The sequence below is a fragment of the Methylocystis sp. H4A genome (assembly GCF_015709545.1).
Taxonomy (GTDB): Bacteria; Pseudomonadota; Alphaproteobacteria; order Rhizobiales; family Beijerinckiaceae; genus Methylocystis; species Methylocystis silviterrae.
Genome location: NZ_JADNQY010000028.1, coordinates 550,896 through 565,641, shown reverse-complemented (window position 1 = coordinate 565,641; position 14,746 = coordinate 550,896). Strand labels below are relative to the sequence as shown.

The window sequence follows — 14,746 nt, the reverse complement described above, 5'->3', positions numbered from 1 at the left end:
GCGCGCGACTAGGCCAACTCGGGGCTCGTCGGAGTTGCGTTTATGGTCCACGCTGTCATCTTTGCCGCCGTCGCGCTCTTCGCTCTCATTGGCGCGCTGACGGCGTAACGCTGAGCCTGCGATTGCAAAGTCCGCCGCCGCATGGCAAGGGGCGCCATGCAGGAACAACAGAGGCCGCTGAGCGCCGCCCCGCGCGTCTCCTTCGTCTCGCTCGGCTGTCCGAAGGCCCTCGTCGATAGCGAACGGATCATCACGCAGCTGCGCGCCGAAGGCTACGAGCTGTCGCGCACCCACGCCGGGGCCGACGTCGTCATCGTCAACACATGCGGCTTCCTCGATAGCGCCAAGGCGGAGTCGCTCGAAGCGATCGGCGCCGCGCTGAACGAAAACGGCAAGGTGATCGTCACCGGCTGCATGGGCGCAGAACCCGAAGCGATAACGGAGCGCTTCCCGCAGGTGCTGGCGATCACCGGCCCGCAGCAATATGAGAGCGTCGTCGATGCGGTGCATCGGGCCGCCGCGCCCGCGCATGACCCGTTTGTCGACCTTCTCCCCGAACAGGGCGTGAAGCTCACGCCGCGCCACTACGCCTATCTTAAAATCTCGGAAGGCTGCGACAACAGCTGCTCCTTCTGCATCATCCCGCATTTGCGCGGGCCGCTCGTCTCGCGGCCGGCCGCCGATGTGCTGCGCGAAGCGGAAAAGCTCGCGCGCGCCGGCGTCAAGGAGCTGCTCGTCATTTCGCAGGACACGAGCGCCTACGGCCGCGACATTCGCTACGCCGAAAGCATGTTCGGCGACCGTAGCGTGCGCACGCGCTTTCTCGATCTGGCGCGCGAACTTGGCGATCTCGGCCTTTGGGTCCGCCTGCACTACGTCTATCCCTATCCTCATGTCGATGAGGTCATGCCATTGATGGCGGAAGGGAAAATCCTTCCCTATCTCGACATTCCTTTTCAGCATGCCGCGCCGAATGTGCTGAAGGCCATGAAACGCCCGGCGAATGATGAAAAGACCCTGGCGCGCATTCTCGCATGGCGCGACGTGTGTCCGGACCTTGCGTTGCGATCGACGTTCATCGTCGGCTTTCCCGGCGAGACCGACGCGGATTTCGATTATCTTCTCGATTGGCTGGAGGAGGCCGAGATCGACCGCGCCGGCGCCTTCAAATATGAGCCTGTCGCCGGCGCGCCGGCCGAGGCGCTTGGCCTACCTGCCGTCCCCGACGACGTGAAGGAGACGCGCTGGAAGCGCTTTATGGAGAAACAGCAGGCGATCAGCGCGCGGCTGATGAAGCGCAAAATCGGCAAGCGCCTTTCAGTCATCATCGACGAGCCGGGCGGCGGACCATCGGGCGCGCGCGCCAAGGGCCGCACCAAGGCCGACGCGCCACAGATTGACGGCGCGGCCTTTATCGCGTCGCGGCGCCCGCTGCGCGTGGGTGACATTGTCACGGCGAAAATCGAGCGCGCTGAGGCATATGACGTCTATGGCGCGGCGACCTAAAGCAGCCCTATATTGGGGCCAAGCACAGAATATCGGGAGAGAAGCCCATGACCGAAGAACCCCACGACGAGGGCAAGCCGCAGAATGAGCCGCAGGAAACCCCGCAGCCCAGGCCTGAAGATGCGCCGGCGCAGCCGCAGCTGCCGAAGTTCGTAATTCCCCGCAGCCTCTACATCGCCACGGCGCTGATCCTTATCGGCTCATTCGCGATTACGCTCTTTGTGCGCAATCCCTATACGCAGTCCGTGACCGAAGGCGGCGGCTTTTACGAGCACAGCACGGACAATTCGGCTCTGATGTGGGTCGCGATCTTCGTCGGCATTCCTCTGAGCTTCTGGGCCTATAAGCGCTGGATATTGCCGCTCTTCGAGCGCAAATAGCGGCAGCGTTTCCGCCCAAGCAGCGGACGCCCCTCAATTCGAACCGGAGCGCGTTCATCAACGCGTCCCGGCGCGCAGTTCGGTCGACGAACGCTCGAGTCTCGGCCCGTGCAGGTAGACGATCGCCGGCGGCGGCGTCACGGCGAGCATACCGGCCTCGCTCTCGGGAATCCTCGCGCTCTTGAAATAGACCGCCGCTTTGGCGTTGGCGGCTTTGAGCGTCGCGCCCGGCCGGTCGATGACGGCGATCGGCGTCATCCGCGCAATGTCCTGCCATCGCCGCCAGCGATGAAACTGCAGCAGATTGTCGGCGCCCATGATCCACACGAAGCGCACGCCGGGGCAATGGAGGCGAAGATAGTCGAGCGTGTCGCAAGTGTAGCGTGCGCCGATCTCAGCCTCGAATCCGGTGAAGGCGACCCGCGGATCGCGCAGGATCTTTTTCGCCGCCGCTATTCGCCCTTCGATTGACGGGAGTTGGCGCGCGTCCTTGAGCGGATTGCCGGGCGAGACGATCCACCACAGCCGATCGAGCTTCAAGCGCGTCAGCGCGAGCCGCGAGACAAGCGCATGGCCCTCATGCGGCGGATCGAACGAGCCGCCGAAGAGACCGATGCGCATGCCGGGCGCGTGAGGCGGGAGCCGGACGGGGGTGGAAGTCATCGAGCCGATATGCGGCGCAAGCTTGGGTCAGATCAAGCGTTCTCAGGCGGCGCGCGGCTCGATCGCGACGAGCTCGGAGCCGATCTGCCGGCGCCGGGCCATAAGGTCATAGTCCGCCTGCAGCCCGAGAAAGAAGCCTTCCGAAATCCCGAAATATCGCGCCAGGCGCAAATCCGTGTCGGCAGTGATCGCGCGCCTGCCAAGAACGATCTCATTGATGCGGCGGGGCGGCACGCGAATGGCGCGCGCGAGCGCATTCTGGCTCAGTCCCATGGGCTTCAAAAATTCCTCGGCAAGAATTTCGCCCGGGGTCGGATTGGGCAACAGCTCAGTCATGGTAGTCGACGATCGTGACATCGGACGGCCCTCCCTCGATCCAGATAAAACAGACGCGCCATTGGTCATTGATCCTGATCGAATGCTGGCCGAACCTTGCCTTTCAGCGAGAGAAGGGGCGCTTCAAGGGCTCGCGCAGCGCGCCACCCAAGAGACCAAATCACCCCCGCACCTGGCCGTCGCCATAGACGCGATATTTGAACGAGGTCAGCTGCTCGACGCCGACGGGTCCGCGCGCATGCATACGGCCCGTAGCGATGCCGATCTCGGCGCCAAAGCCGAATTCGCCGCCGTCGGCGAATTGCGTCGAGGCGTTGTGCAGCACGATCGCGGAATCAACCTCGTTCATGAAGCGCTGCGCCGCAGTGGCGTCGCGCGTGATGATGCAATCGGTATGGTGCGAGCCGTACGTCTCGATGTGATCGATCGCGCCCTCCAGCCCGTCGACGACCCGCGCCGCGATGATGGCGTCGAGATATTCGGCGCGCCAGTCGTCTTCGCGCGCCGGCTTGACCCGCGCGTCGGCGGCTTGAGAGGCTGCGTCGCCCCGCACTTCGCAGCCTGAATCAATCAGCATCGAGACGAGCGGCTGAAGGTGGGTCGCGGCGCAGGCCTTGTCGATAAGCAGCGTCTCCGCCGCGCCGCAAATGCCGGTGCGCCGCATCTTGGCGTTGAGCAACACGCGCTTCGCCATGTCGAGATCGGCGTCCTTATGCACGAAAACATGCACAATGCCCTCGAGATGCGCGAAAACTGGCACGCGCGCCTCATGCTGCACGCGGGCGACGAGACTCTTGCCGCCGCGCGGCACGATCACGTCGATATTGCCGTCGAGGCCCGCCAGCATCGCGCCCACGGCGGCGCGATCCGCCGTCGCGACAAGCGAGATCGCCGCTTCGGGAAGCCCAGCCCCCTTCAGCCCCGCGACAAGGCAGGCGTGGATGGCGGCCGATGAGCGCAGGCTTTCGGAGCCGCCGCGCAGAATCGCGGCGTTGCCGGCCTTCAAACACAGAGCGCCAGCGTCGGCGGTGACATTCGGCCGGCTTTCATAAATTACGCCGATGACGCCAAGCGGCGTCGAGACGCGCTCGATCTTCAGGCCGTTCGGGCGGTCGAAACTCGCCAGAACGCGGCCGACAGGATCCGGCAGATCGGCGATCTCCTCCAGTCCACGGGCGATCGCCTCGACGCGGGCGGGATCGAGCGTCAGCCGATCGAGGAAGGACGCCGCCGTTCCGCGCGCCTTGGCGTCAGCGACATCGAGCGCATTGGCGGCCAGTATGGCGTTGCTCTGGAGGCGAATTTCGCCGGCCGCTGCACGCAGCGCCTTGTTCTTGGCGTCGGTGGAGGCGAGCGCCACCGCCCGCGCCGCTGCGCGCGCCGCGCGCCCGAGCGCGACAAATGAGTCGCTCAGCGTCGCGTCTGCGCCGCCTGCCTGCGGCTCGGCGCATACTGCCTGCGTCATGGCTTTCTCACGGGACATGCTGGAGTTTCGCTAACATGGCGGCCCCGACAAGAAAAGCCGCCCTCCAGACAGCCGCCCTTGCGAGGCCGGTCACGATATGAAAAAAAGCCGCATGTCCGCGCTTCAAGAGAATCCGTTCACTGGGCCCTTGGCGGCCGAATATGACGTGCTGCGGCTGATGTGTCCAAACGCCGCCACGCTCGCCAAAAAGATCGGCGAACGGGTCGCCGAGTGGCGTTCCAACGCAGGGCCTATCGATGGCTTCGAGATCGGCTGCGGAACGGGGATCAGCACGCTCGCGGCGCTCTCAGCGCGGGGCGACCTGAAGCTCACCGCGATCGACAGCGCCGGCGAAATGCTCGATCAGGCGCGAACCAATCTCGCCGATCACGCCCTGGCGGGCCGCGTCGAATTTATCGAAGCCGATGCGCTGACGGCGCTGCGCGCATTGCCCGATGCGGGCATGGATGTCGTCATTTCGAATTACGCGATCCATAACTTCCCTGACGACTACCGTAAGGCCGTGGTTTCGCAGATTTTCCGCGTCCTGAAGCCGGGCGGAATTTTCGTCAACGGCGACCGCTATGCGATGGACGACCCGGCGGCGCATCTTGCCGATACGCAAGCCGTGGTGCGGGGTTGGTTCAAAATTTTTACGAAGATGAACCGACTCGATCTGCTCGAAGACTGGATTGTGCATCTCTTGAGCGACGAATCGCCTCTGCACATCATGCCTTTCGAGCCGGCGCTCGAGCAGTTGCGCGCCGCGGGCTTCGCGCCGGTCGCGGTTGAATTCCGCGACGGCGTCGACACGCTGGTGACGGCGATGAAGCCTGACTTTTCAACGAAGAACGCATGTTGATCGGATAAGGTTTCCTCATCCTGAGGAGCGTGCGCAGCACGCGTCTCGAAGGACGAGGAAACCTTCGTTCGCATCCTCTGCTTCGCCCTCGCGCTTCGAGACAGCGGCGCGCCGCTTCGTCAGCATGAGGGCGTATGCGGCCAAACTCGCAGCCGCTCGCAACGCCAGTTCCCACCCTCGCTGATCATGCGCTATAGCGCGCCATGGACTTCGCGCTTCTCGCCCTTCTCGCCTCGCTCGTCACCGCCATTTGCCAATCCGTCACCGATCTCGGCACCAAGGCCGCGACGCGAACGGCCGACGATCGCGCCATTCTCGCCGCGCAATGGTGCGCGGGCGCTGTCCTGCTGAGTCTTGCTTGCGTCATCTTCTATCCAGGCCTTCTCGGCGCGCCGCGCGAGACGCTTGCGTCGCTGACGAGGCCCGAATTCTGGAATCTCCTCGCCTGGTCGGGCGCGCTCAATGTCGTCGCCTATGTGCTCTACATCCGCGCCTTTCGACTGTCCGACGCGTCGCTGGTCGCGCCGCTCGTGCTGCTCACGCCCGTGCTGATGCTGTTCACCTCACCGATCATGACGGGCGAGCACGCGCCGCCGATGGGCGTCGTCGGCGTGCTGTTCACCGTGCTCGGCGTCGGCTTGCTCGACGCCGACCGTGCAAACGGGCGCCGCTTCAACTTCCATGTCTTCGCGCGCGACAAAGGCGCGCGGATGATGATCGGCACCGCTGTGATCTGGAGCGTCACCGCCAACATCGACAAGCTCGGCGTCAGGGCGTCGACGCCGCTTGTCTGGATAACAGCGGTGACGATCGTCATCGCCTTTTGCGCCCTGCTCTATTGGGTCGCCGGGCGCCGCGCCGCGCCAAGCGCGTTCGATTTGCGTTACGCCATCGGCGCGGGTTCGGCGATGGCCTTTGGCAACACTTTGCAGATGTGGGCGCTCACCGTGCTGTTCACGCCTTACGTGATCGCCATTAAGCGCCTGTCGGCGCTCTTCACGGTTGTCGCGAGCGGACGTGTGCTGAAGGAGGAGTCAAGCGGCCGGCTGCTTGGCGCGGCGGTGATGCTGCTTGGCGCAGTGATGATCGCGCTGGCGCGGGAGTAAGGCGTCAGTAATGATAGCGGCATTGAGCAAATTTGCGCATGGCGCAGTTTAGCCCGTCATGGCCGGGCTTGTCCCGGCCATCCACGCCGAGACGTTGCGCTCGCTTCGTAAGAATGGCGGCGGCTCTATCGCGTGGATGCCCGCGACAAGCGCGGGCATGACGCGCGGGAGCTTCGGGGAAAGCCCTACTCCTCCATTTTCAGCGCCGCAATAAACGCCTCCTGCGGAATCTCGACGCGGCCGAACTGGCGCATCTTCTTCTTGCCTTCCTTCTGCTTCTCCAGGAGCTTGCGCTTGCGGGTCACGTCGCCGCCATAGCATTTCGCGGTGACGTCCTTGCGGAAGGCGCGCACCGTCTCGCGCGCGATGATCTTGCCGCCGATCGCCGCCTGAATCGGCACCTGGAACATATGCGGCGGGATGAGTTCCTTTAATTTCTCGCACATCTGCCGGCCACGTCCGTCGGCGCGCGTGCGATGCACGAGCATGGAGAGCGCGTCGACCGGCTCGGCGTTGACGAGAATGCTCATCTTGACGAGATCGCCGGCGCGATAGTCGGTGATCTGATAATCGAAGGACGCATAGCCCTTCGAGATCGACTTCAGCCGGTCATAGAAATCAAACACCACCTCGTTGAGCGGCAGATCGTAGACCGCCATGGCGCGCTTGCCGACGTAGTTGAGATCGACCTGCACGCCGCGCCGGTCCTGACAGAGTTTCAGCACCGAACCGAGATAGTCGTCGGGCGTCAGGATCGTCGCCCTGATCCAGGGCTCGTTGATCTCCTCGATCTTCACGACATCCGGCATGTCGGCGGGATTGTGCAGCTCGATCTCGTCGCCGTTCGTCAAGGTGATCTTGTAGATGACCGAGGGCGCCGTCGCGATGAGATCGAGATCGAATTCGCGCTGCAGCCGTTCCTGAATGATTTCGAGATGGAGCAAGCCCAGAAAACCGCAGCGGAATCCGAAGCCGAGCGCGGCGGAGGTCTCCATTTCGTAGGAGAAGCTGGCGTCGTTCAGGCGCAGCTTGCCGATCGCCGCGCGCAAATCCTCGAAGTCGGCGGCGTCCACGGGGAAAAGTCCGCAAAACACCACGGGCTGCGCCGGCTTGAAGCCGGGCAGCGCCTCGGCGGTCGGCTTCTTGTCGTCGGTGATCGTGTCGCCGACGCGCGTATCCGCCACCTGCTTGATCTGCGCCGTGATGAAGCCGACTTCGCCGGGACCAAGCGACGCGACATCCTGCATTTTGGGACGAAAGACGCCGATCTTATCCACTTCGTAATGGGCGTCGGCCGCCATCATCTTGATCTTCTGGCCCTTCTTCAGGGTTCCGTCGAAGATTCGCACCAGCACGACGACGCCGAGATAAGCGTCGTACCAGCTGTCGACGAGCAGCGCCTTCAAAGGCGCCTTCTCGTCGCCATTTGGCGGCGGCAGGCGCGTGACAATCGCCTCGAGCACGTCGGGAATGCCGATGCCGGTCTTGGCCGAAATGAGCACCGCGCCCGAGGCGTCGAGCCCAATCACCTCCTCGATCTGCTCCTTGATGCGGTCGGGCTCGGCCGCCGGCAGATCAATCTTGTTGAGGACGGGAACGATCTCATGGCCGGCGTCGATCGCCTGATAAACATTGGCGAGCGTCTGCGCTTCGACCCCCTGGGAGGCGTCGACGACAAGCAACGAGCCTTCGCAGGCCTTCAGCGAGCGGGACACCTCATAGGCGAAGTCAACGTGGCCCGGCGTGTCCATCAGATTGAGGACGTAATCCTTGCCGTCCTTGGCCTTGTAGTTGAGGCGCACCGTCTGCGCCTTGATGGTGATGCCGCGCTCGCGCTCGATATCCATCGAATCGAGCACCTGCTCGACCATGTCGCGCGCGGCGACCGTCCCTGTCTCCTGAATGAGCCTGTCGGCCAGGGTCGATTTGCCGTGGTCGATATGCGCGACAATCGAGAAATTGCGGATGTTTTCGATCTTATGGGCGGTCATGTGCGCGGGGATAGCAGCGCCCGCCAAGGAATGAAAGGGCGCGTCAGTCCGCGCCCAGCGCCATTTCATTCTTAGGCGGGCGCCCTAGGGCGCCGCCTGAGCCTTCTGGAAGCCTACTTCTTCTCCATCCGCGCCTCGAGCTCCGCCTTGCCCTTGTTAAAAAGCTCGATAGCTTTGGGCACGGCCCAGCGGATGAAGGCGTCCGTCGCCCTCACGGCCATGCAGCCGACCTGGGTCACGAGCGAGACCGTCTTGTCAAACCAGGGCAAAGCCGGGCTGTCTGCGGGGAACTTGCCCCTTACCCAGGCGACGCCATCCCTGGTCTTTTCCGAGATGAGGCTCCACAGCACGACGGCGGGATCGGATGACGGCGCGGTGGCGATCGCGTGGCGCAGCCGCACGACCTCCGCCGAAGCCTCGTCGGCCCGGCGATTGGCGGCTTCGAGCTGTCGGGAGGTCTCAAGCGCTTTCGTCGATGCCCCGGCGTTCTCCGCGGCGAGGCGGTCGCGCTCTGCGGTCATCGCCGCCAGGCTGTCTCGAACATCGTCGCGCTCCTTGGCGTAGGCGTTCGCCTTTGCGACGATCTCGGACTTCTCGAAAATCTGCCGGTCGCGCTCCATGCGCGTCGCTTTGAGCTGCTCCTGCAGATTGGTCAGTTCGGAGCGGGAAACCGTATCTTCGGGTTGCGAGGAAGTTTCTTCGGACATGGCCGCCTCCTTTAGGGAGAGGATGGCTCGCGATGTGCGAACGGGTCGCGCGAGCAAAAACGGAATGGCCTCGGTGGCGGTTCGGCCTCAAAATCGCGCGCCAAGCGCGACCATGTTTAGTGTCAAAAAACTGATTCTGCAAAAACCGGCGCAGCAGCGCAGCTATTGCACACTCTACTCTCGTGGATTGCCGTTAATGCGCGCGACCGGCGGCGGACTGCACCCGCTGCGCCGCCACGAGGCAGTCGCGCGGCGCCGCCAGACATTTATCGCGCGCTGCGCCGGCGAGCGCGTCGCCACCGGCGCGAATCAGCGCGGACGCTTTCTCGATAGCGTCCTGTACGAAGCCAGCCGGGTGCTGCGGCGCTGAAGCGCGGACGGTTGCGCTTTTCGGCACAACTGGCGCGTCATCAGCGCGCCATTGCAGGGCGACGCAGACGAGGAGAATGCAAATCGCGCATTTGGCGAGAAAAACCAACACTCGTCTCCATCCGGGAAAGCGGTTTTCTTTGTAAGTGATGTGGCCGCCAGGTTGAGCCTTCGTAAACGCGCCATCGATTCTTTCCCTGAAAGTTACGGCAATAAAATGCAAACCATGTCGATGCGTCGCCGAGCAACGGGTGAAGCTTTCGCATCGGCTTAGCGGCTGCTTAAGGACGCCCTGCTATCGCTATTGCCGATAGGGAGCGTACGCCTTGAGTAGCATCGCCGAGGACAGCCACGACCGGTCTTGCGTGGACGCCGCATTGCATGAGCGGGTCGCCGGACGACCGGTGGAAGAGGCGCGTCATCGGACGTTCATCATTGCTCGGCTCGTCGTCGCCGCCTGTGTCCTGCTCTCGGCGCCGCTGTTTCTCTTCTTCCACGGCGCGCCGACGACAAGCGACTGCGTCCTTTTCCTGCTCGCGCAGATCCCGCTCGCCTCTGTGATGGTGTTGTCGCGCACGGGAGATTTGCGCATCGCGCGGAGCCTTTCGATCGGCGGCTGGCTCGCGATGGCGACGGCGATTCACGCGCTAATGCCAGGCTACGACGCCTTTTCAATCGCGCTGCTGCTCGTTGCGCTCGTAGAGGCTGCCCTGACGCCGGACGTCGGCGCGGTCATCGTCATAGAAGTGGTCGCCATCGCCGCCCTTGCGCTGACAGCCGGTCTCAATCTGCGGGCGCCGCGCGAACTGCTGACCGAACATGCAACGACGACCATGCTTCTCGGAGCGCCGCTATTTCTCTATATCGCCGCTCTCGTCTTCGGCACCGTCCGGGTCGAGCAGGCTCGCGCCCGCGCCGAAGCGCGCAACGACCGCGACCTCATGCTCCTGACAGGCGCCGTTGGCGACATCCTGCTGCACCTCGATCGCGCCGGCTTCGTCAAAGCGGTCCTGGGCGACGGGCGCCACGTCTTTGATCTCAAGCGCGATCTGATCGGCCGCGAATTCTTCAAGCGTATTCACGTCGCCGACCGACCGAGCTTCCTCAAGGCGGTCTCCGACGCCGTTGACGGCAAGGCGGTGGCGACCGCCGTTCGCGTTCAGGTTGGCGTTGCGCGCAATGCTTCCAGCGAATTCGTCGCGCCCGTTTTCAACTCTTTCGAGGCGCGTGTGCGCCGCGCTCAGTCCAACGGCGAGGAAGACGAGGCGGAGGCCGTCCTCTGCGCCCTGCGAGACGTAAACGCCACGCTCGAAGCCGATATCGCGCGTGCGGCGGCTCATGCGGCAGCCGAGCGCGCCGCAACCAGCAACGTGCGCCTTCTCGCCAATGTCAGCCACGAGCTGCGCACGCCGCTCAACGCCATCATCGGCTTCTCCCAAATGTTGGCGACCGACGAGATTGCGCCTTCCGAACCCGCCAAACAGCGGGAATATGCGTCAATCATCAGCGACTCCGGCCACCATCTGCTCGAGATCGTCAACTCCATCCTGGACATGTCCAAGATCGAATCCGGCGCCATGGAAATCGCCGCCGAGTCGTTCGCTCTGCGGACACTCGCCGATCAGTGCTGTGACATGATGCAGCTGAAGGCCGATCAGTCGGGCGTCACGCTTGCGCGCGAATATGCCGAAACCCTTGGCGAAATCGTCGCCGACAAACGCGGCTGCAGGCAGATCCTGATCAACCTGCTCTCTAACGCACTGAAATTCACGCCGCGCGGCGGCACGGTCAAGCTGCTGCTTCAGCCTGAAAGAAATCACGTCGTGGTCGCCGTCGCCGACGATGGGGCAGGCATCGCCGCAGGCGATCTCGCGGGGCTCGGCGATCCCTTCTTTCAGGCGCGCGCGTCGCTTGAACGCGGGCATGAGGGGACGGGCCTCGGACTTTCCGTGGTGCGCGGACTCGTGGGTCTGCACGGCGGCTCGATCACCATCGAAAGCGGACCGCAGGCGGGCACGACGGTTTCCGTGCGCCTGCCGCTCGACTGCCGTAACAGCGGCGCAACCGGCGCGCCGGCAAGAATCGCAACGATCGCGCGACTAGGCGCGCCGCCAAGCGCGGCCGTCGTCGTCGGCGTAGAATCAGCAACGGTGAAGAAAATTGCGTGACGCCTCGCTCTACGCCTCTCGCTTTCAGGCTTCCCCCGCCGATCGCGCCCCGCCGCGCGACGGACGGCGCAATGGTCGTCGCTCAGTCCTTGCGCGCGTGTTCGGCGCGAAGCGAATCGGCGTCATGCTTATCCTCGGCATCGCCGCCGTGGCCGCGATCGGCGTGCCCATGAACGCGCTGTTCCTCCAGGACGGAAGACATCCGGCGCCGCTCTTCTCGTCTCCGCCTTCGAACGCGGTCCTGGGCGCGCCGACGCCGCCGGCGCGACGACCGGCCGTCATTGAATCCGCACGGATCGAGCGAGACGCGAATGTCCCCGCGCGCGCCACTCCGAAAGACCCTATCGCCAGCAAGATCGAAAAGCTTGACGTCGCCAAAAGCCCCGACTGGGGCAAGAGCGCGCCGGCGAAAGCGGATCCGCCGCACGCCGCGGACAAGAAACGGGACGCGATCGGCCTGCTGATCGTCGGCGATCCGCCGCCGATCAAGGCAAGCGCCGACAAGACCGACAAGGCCAACAAAGCCGACAAGGCGGCCAGCGCCGACAAGACTGCGCCTGTCGACAAAAACGTTCTTTATGCGCAGCGCGCGCTCCTGAAGCTCGGCTATGTGGTGCGCTCCGACGGCGTTCTGAGCGGCGCGACGCGCCACGCCTTGGAGAAGTTCGAGGGCGACGCCGGCCTTCCGGTCAAAGGCCGGATCACGCCGAAATTGCTGCAGCAGCTCGCGGCGCGCTCCCGCCTCCCGCTCCCTTGAGTCGCGCGCGTTCGACAATCATGCCGCTCAAGCGCTAGTTTGCGCCCATGCGACTGAGGTCCGACATATTCGTCTCCGCGCTGATCCGCCGGGCTGAGGTGCAAGGCGCGGTCGCCATGCTACGCCGGCGCGGCGCCGCCGAGGCCGGCGCGATCTTTGTCAAGCTTGATCGGCTTGACGGGCGCGCCGCGGTCTATGGCCCTGCCCCGCAGAGCGAAGAGCCGCCGGAGGGAGTCGATCGGCTGTTCGCGCGCGTCCACGCCGGCGACTGGCTCGATCCGGCGGACGCCGAGCAGAGGCTCAAGCGCGAGATCATGTTCGACCCGGACCTTTGGATCGTCGAGATCGAGGATCCCGACGGCCGCGTGTTCGTCGACCTCGCCGCTTAGAGAACCTGCTCCAACATTTTGATTTTGAGCGATTCCTTATCGATCACATGATCCATGCGATCGGGAAGCGCTAAGCCGATTGATCGAATTTGCGCGATGGCCGCGCCAATGACTGCTGCGGCGCGGCGCGGCGGCGCGTCAGCGCGACCGGATCTTCTCGCGCCGCACGGCGAGAATTTTCACGCTCCGATCGCGCCGCGCCGGTCATTGCGCCCACGATGCGCGCCGCCGCCCGCTGCGGCGTCGAGCGCATCACGCCGAGCAACGCCCGCACGACCTCGACGTCATGGGCAATGCCAGGCTCGGCGCAAAGAAAGATATGCTCCGCCGATTCGAGTGGGACGCCAATCGCATTAAGAGCCAGAGCGAGCGCCTCCCCGAGATGATCGACGACGAGCGCGCGCGCCCGATCCTTTCGGCACTCGAGCGCCTCGGAGAGGAGAGCGGCCATCGCCTTGCGATCATGGCGTTGCGCGGCGGCTTCCAGTTTCTCGACGAGAGCGCCGTCGGCGCGAAGCGGCGCTTCGGTCGCGCCGCTCGCCAATATTTGGCGACAGGCGTTGAGCACGATGGCCGTGCGCTCGAGCCGGTTCGCCGCAAGGAAAAGCGGTTCTGGATCGAGGTCCAGGTCGTCGCGATCGAGCAACATGCGCGCGAGCGTCAGGTCATCGCGGGCCGCCACGACCAATGCGCGCCTGGACGCCGAGTCAAAATGCGCGGCGAGATTGCCGGCGAGCGCGCGAAGCACCTCGCCCTCGGGACGCGACGCAAGCGCCAGCATCGTCTCCCGATCGAGGTCGCGACGGCGGCCGACGGCCGCCGCGAATTGCGCCGGCCCCTGCTCGGCGGTGGCGATCATGTCCCGCTGCGCGAGATTAGGCGCGAATTGAAAGGCAAGCGCAGCCGCAGCGCCGCCCTTGTCGAAAAGACGCGCGAAAATCGAGGCAGGCGTTTCGGGATGAAAGCAGAGCGGCAGCGCCACGCGGGCCACTGTTTCAGCATCGACAATGTCGATGAGCCCGAGCGCGAGCTGTTCGAACTGCCGGATGTCGGCCGTCGGATGCATCGATCGCTCGACAAACTGATCGACGACCGCCCGAAGCAGCGACGCGTCGACCATCCGACGCTGTTCCCTATCGGCGCCCATCACTCACCACTCAAACCATACGCAACGAGCAGAAAATTTAGCATCCGGTCGTTGACGGAGCATTAACCCTCGCCAATTCCTAATCGTTAGGGACGGCTGATTCATCGTCGGCGGAACGAGCTTGGAGAAATCGCCATGGGGAAGGTCATCGCCTTCCAGCCGCGCGCGAGGGGGGCGTCGATACGCAACGACGTGCAGCAGCGCGACGCGCAGATCCTGTTCTTTCTCGGCGTGCGCTACCTGCGGATGGAGGACGCCCTCGTCAATCCGCAGGAGAAGCCCGCTCCGGAATCATGCGGCGCGCCGCCCGGCGGCGGCAAGCGCAGGCGCCGGGTCCGCGCCTGACCTCAGTCGGCAAGAACGAGCGCCCAATAGACCTTATATTTCGCCCCGGCCGCGTATGCCGTCGCGATCCCCATCCGCTTCACGCGCTTATCCAGCATGCGCGCATTATGCGGCGCGGAATCGCGCCAGCCGGAAAAAGCCTCCGCCAGCGTACGATAGCCTGCCGATACGTTCTCCACGGCGGCCGGCGTTTGAACGCCCGCGCCCGCGAGGCGGTCGCCGAGTTCGCCGCGCGCTGCAAGATCCCCGCTTTGCGCCATGTCCCGCGCCTGCGTCTCCGCGACGCGCTGCAGCCCGTCATCCAGCGTCAGATCGCCGAGCCCGCTGTTGCGTCGATAAAGCGAGATCATGTCGCGCGCCGTCACGGGATCGACGCGCGCGCCGGCCGCCGCCAGAGAGCGATACATCGGCGGCTCCGCCCCGGTCGCCCGAGGCGCAGGCTCTTGTCCGGCGTTGCAGCCGGCAAGCGCGCCGAGCGCCAGGAGAATGGCGACGCGAGGAAGAGGCGACGGAAACATTAAGCGCATCTCGCTCCTCATTGTTTGAGAAACAATG

16 protein-coding genes and 1 pseudogene are annotated in these 14,746 nt (G+C 64.5%); 9 read left to right on the top strand and 8 right to left on the bottom strand.

Going from position 1 to position 14,746, the window contains the following annotated elements; translation table 11 throughout:
* The first annotated feature begins 156 nt into the window (after positions 1–156).
* Together rimO and IYW40_RS19340 are read left to right on the top strand one after the other, a co-directional pair.
* Positions 157–1,506: a 30S ribosomal protein S12 methylthiotransferase RimO gene (rimO, locus tag IYW40_RS19345; protein ID WP_196401867.1), complete on the top strand. Its 1,350-nt coding sequence runs from the start codon at positions 157–159 to the stop codon at positions 1,504–1,506.
* Between the two features lie 47 nt (positions 1,507–1,553).
* Positions 1,554–1,886: a hypothetical protein gene (locus tag IYW40_RS19340; protein WP_196401866.1), complete on the top strand. Its 333-nt coding sequence runs from the start codon at positions 1,554–1,556 to the stop codon at positions 1,884–1,886.
* 57 nt (positions 1,887–1,943) lie between these two features.
* On the opposite strand, the gene IYW40_RS19335 is transcribed toward IYW40_RS19340, so the two are convergent.
* The 4 genes and pseudogenes from IYW40_RS19335 to IYW40_RS19325 form a co-directional block, all read right to left on the bottom strand.
* On the bottom strand, positions 1,944–2,507 hold the full coding sequence (locus IYW40_RS19335) for a nicotinate-nucleotide adenylyltransferase (RefSeq protein ID WP_246720919.1): 564 nt from the start codon (positions 2,505–2,507) through the stop codon (positions 1,944–1,946).
* Between the two features lie 84 nt (positions 2,508–2,591).
* Positions 2,592–2,906: a HigA family addiction module antitoxin gene (locus IYW40_RS19330; RefSeq protein ID WP_196401864.1), complete on the bottom strand. Its 315-nt coding sequence runs from the start codon at positions 2,904–2,906 to the stop codon at positions 2,592–2,594.
* A pseudogene (locus IYW40_RS21430) lies at positions 2,878–2,982 on the bottom strand (type II toxin-antitoxin system RelE/ParE family toxin); the annotation flags it as partial. The pseudogene IYW40_RS21430 and the gene IYW40_RS19330, both read right to left, overlap by 29 nt.
* Before the next feature lie 63 nt (positions 2,983–3,045).
* Positions 3,046–4,350 (bottom strand): glutamate-5-semialdehyde dehydrogenase, encoded by a 1,305-nt coding sequence (locus tag IYW40_RS19325; RefSeq protein WP_196401863.1) that lies wholly within the window; start codon positions 4,348–4,350, stop codon positions 3,046–3,048.
* A gap of 112 nt (positions 4,351–4,462) precedes the next feature.
* Between IYW40_RS19325 and IYW40_RS19320 the strand changes: the two genes are divergently transcribed.
* Both IYW40_RS19320 and IYW40_RS19315 read left to right on the top strand, forming a co-directional pair.
* Positions 4,463–5,212, top strand: coding sequence for a class I SAM-dependent methyltransferase (locus IYW40_RS19320; protein WP_196401862.1), 750 nt, complete (start codon positions 4,463–4,465; stop codon positions 5,210–5,212).
* A gap of 203 nt (positions 5,213–5,415) precedes the next feature.
* Positions 5,416–6,318, top strand: coding sequence for an EamA family transporter (locus tag IYW40_RS19315; protein ID WP_196401861.1), 903 nt, complete (start codon positions 5,416–5,418; stop codon positions 6,316–6,318).
* Positions 6,319–6,503: 185 nt separating this feature from the next.
* On the opposite strand, the gene lepA is transcribed toward IYW40_RS19315, so the two are convergent.
* Complete coding sequence (gene lepA / locus IYW40_RS19310; protein ID WP_196401860.1) at positions 6,504–8,309, bottom strand: translation elongation factor 4; 1,806 nt, start codon at positions 8,307–8,309, stop codon at positions 6,504–6,506.
* 113 nt (positions 8,310–8,422) lie between these two features.
* The gene (locus IYW40_RS19305; RefSeq protein WP_196401859.1) at positions 8,423–9,016 is read right to left on the bottom strand and encodes a hypothetical protein; all 594 of its coding nucleotides are present in this window, start codon (positions 9,014–9,016) and stop codon (positions 8,423–8,425) included.
* Positions 9,017–9,038: 22 nt separating this feature from the next.
* On the opposite strand from IYW40_RS19305, the gene IYW40_RS19300 reads away from it, so the two are divergent.
* The 4 genes from IYW40_RS19300 to IYW40_RS19285 all read left to right on the top strand — a co-directional run bounded on the left by IYW40_RS19300 (position 9,039) and on the right by IYW40_RS19285 (position 12,699).
* Positions 9,039–9,386, top strand: coding sequence for a hypothetical protein (locus IYW40_RS19300; protein ID WP_196401858.1), 348 nt, complete (start codon positions 9,039–9,041; stop codon positions 9,384–9,386).
* A 325-nt stretch (positions 9,387–9,711) separates the two neighbouring features.
* Positions 9,712–11,553: a HAMP domain-containing sensor histidine kinase gene (locus tag IYW40_RS19295; RefSeq protein ID WP_210327372.1), complete on the top strand. Its 1,842-nt coding sequence runs from the start codon at positions 9,712–9,714 to the stop codon at positions 11,551–11,553.
* On the top strand, positions 11,546–12,310 hold the full coding sequence (locus IYW40_RS19290; protein ID WP_196401857.1) for a peptidoglycan-binding domain-containing protein: 765 nt from the start codon (positions 11,546–11,548) through the stop codon (positions 12,308–12,310). Before IYW40_RS19295 ends, IYW40_RS19290 begins: the two co-directional genes overlap by 8 nt.
* 47 nt (positions 12,311–12,357) lie before the next feature.
* Positions 12,358–12,699 carry a DUF1491 family protein gene (locus IYW40_RS19285; protein ID WP_123175601.1) on the top strand — a complete coding sequence of 114 codons (342 nt, stop codon included), beginning with the start codon at positions 12,358–12,360 and terminating at the stop codon, positions 12,697–12,699.
* 70 nt (positions 12,700–12,769) lie between these two features.
* On the opposite strand, the gene IYW40_RS19280 is transcribed toward IYW40_RS19285, so the two are convergent.
* On the bottom strand, positions 12,770–13,846 hold the full coding sequence (locus tag IYW40_RS19280; protein WP_196401856.1) for a DUF2336 domain-containing protein: 1,077 nt from the start codon (positions 13,844–13,846) through the stop codon (positions 12,770–12,772).
* A 135-nt stretch (positions 13,847–13,981) separates the two neighbouring features.
* Between IYW40_RS19280 and IYW40_RS19275 the strand changes: the two genes are divergently transcribed.
* A complete protein-coding gene (locus tag IYW40_RS19275) occupies positions 13,982–14,191 on the top strand; it encodes a hypothetical protein (RefSeq protein WP_196401855.1) in 210 nt (69 codons plus the stop codon).
* 2 nt (positions 14,192–14,193) lie between these two features.
* On the opposite strand, the gene IYW40_RS19270 is transcribed toward IYW40_RS19275, so the two are convergent.
* The gene (locus IYW40_RS19270; RefSeq protein ID WP_246720918.1) at positions 14,194–14,718 is read right to left on the bottom strand and encodes a CAP domain-containing protein; all 525 of its coding nucleotides are present in this window, start codon (positions 14,716–14,718) and stop codon (positions 14,194–14,196) included.
* Positions 14,719–14,746 lie beyond the last annotated feature (28 nt).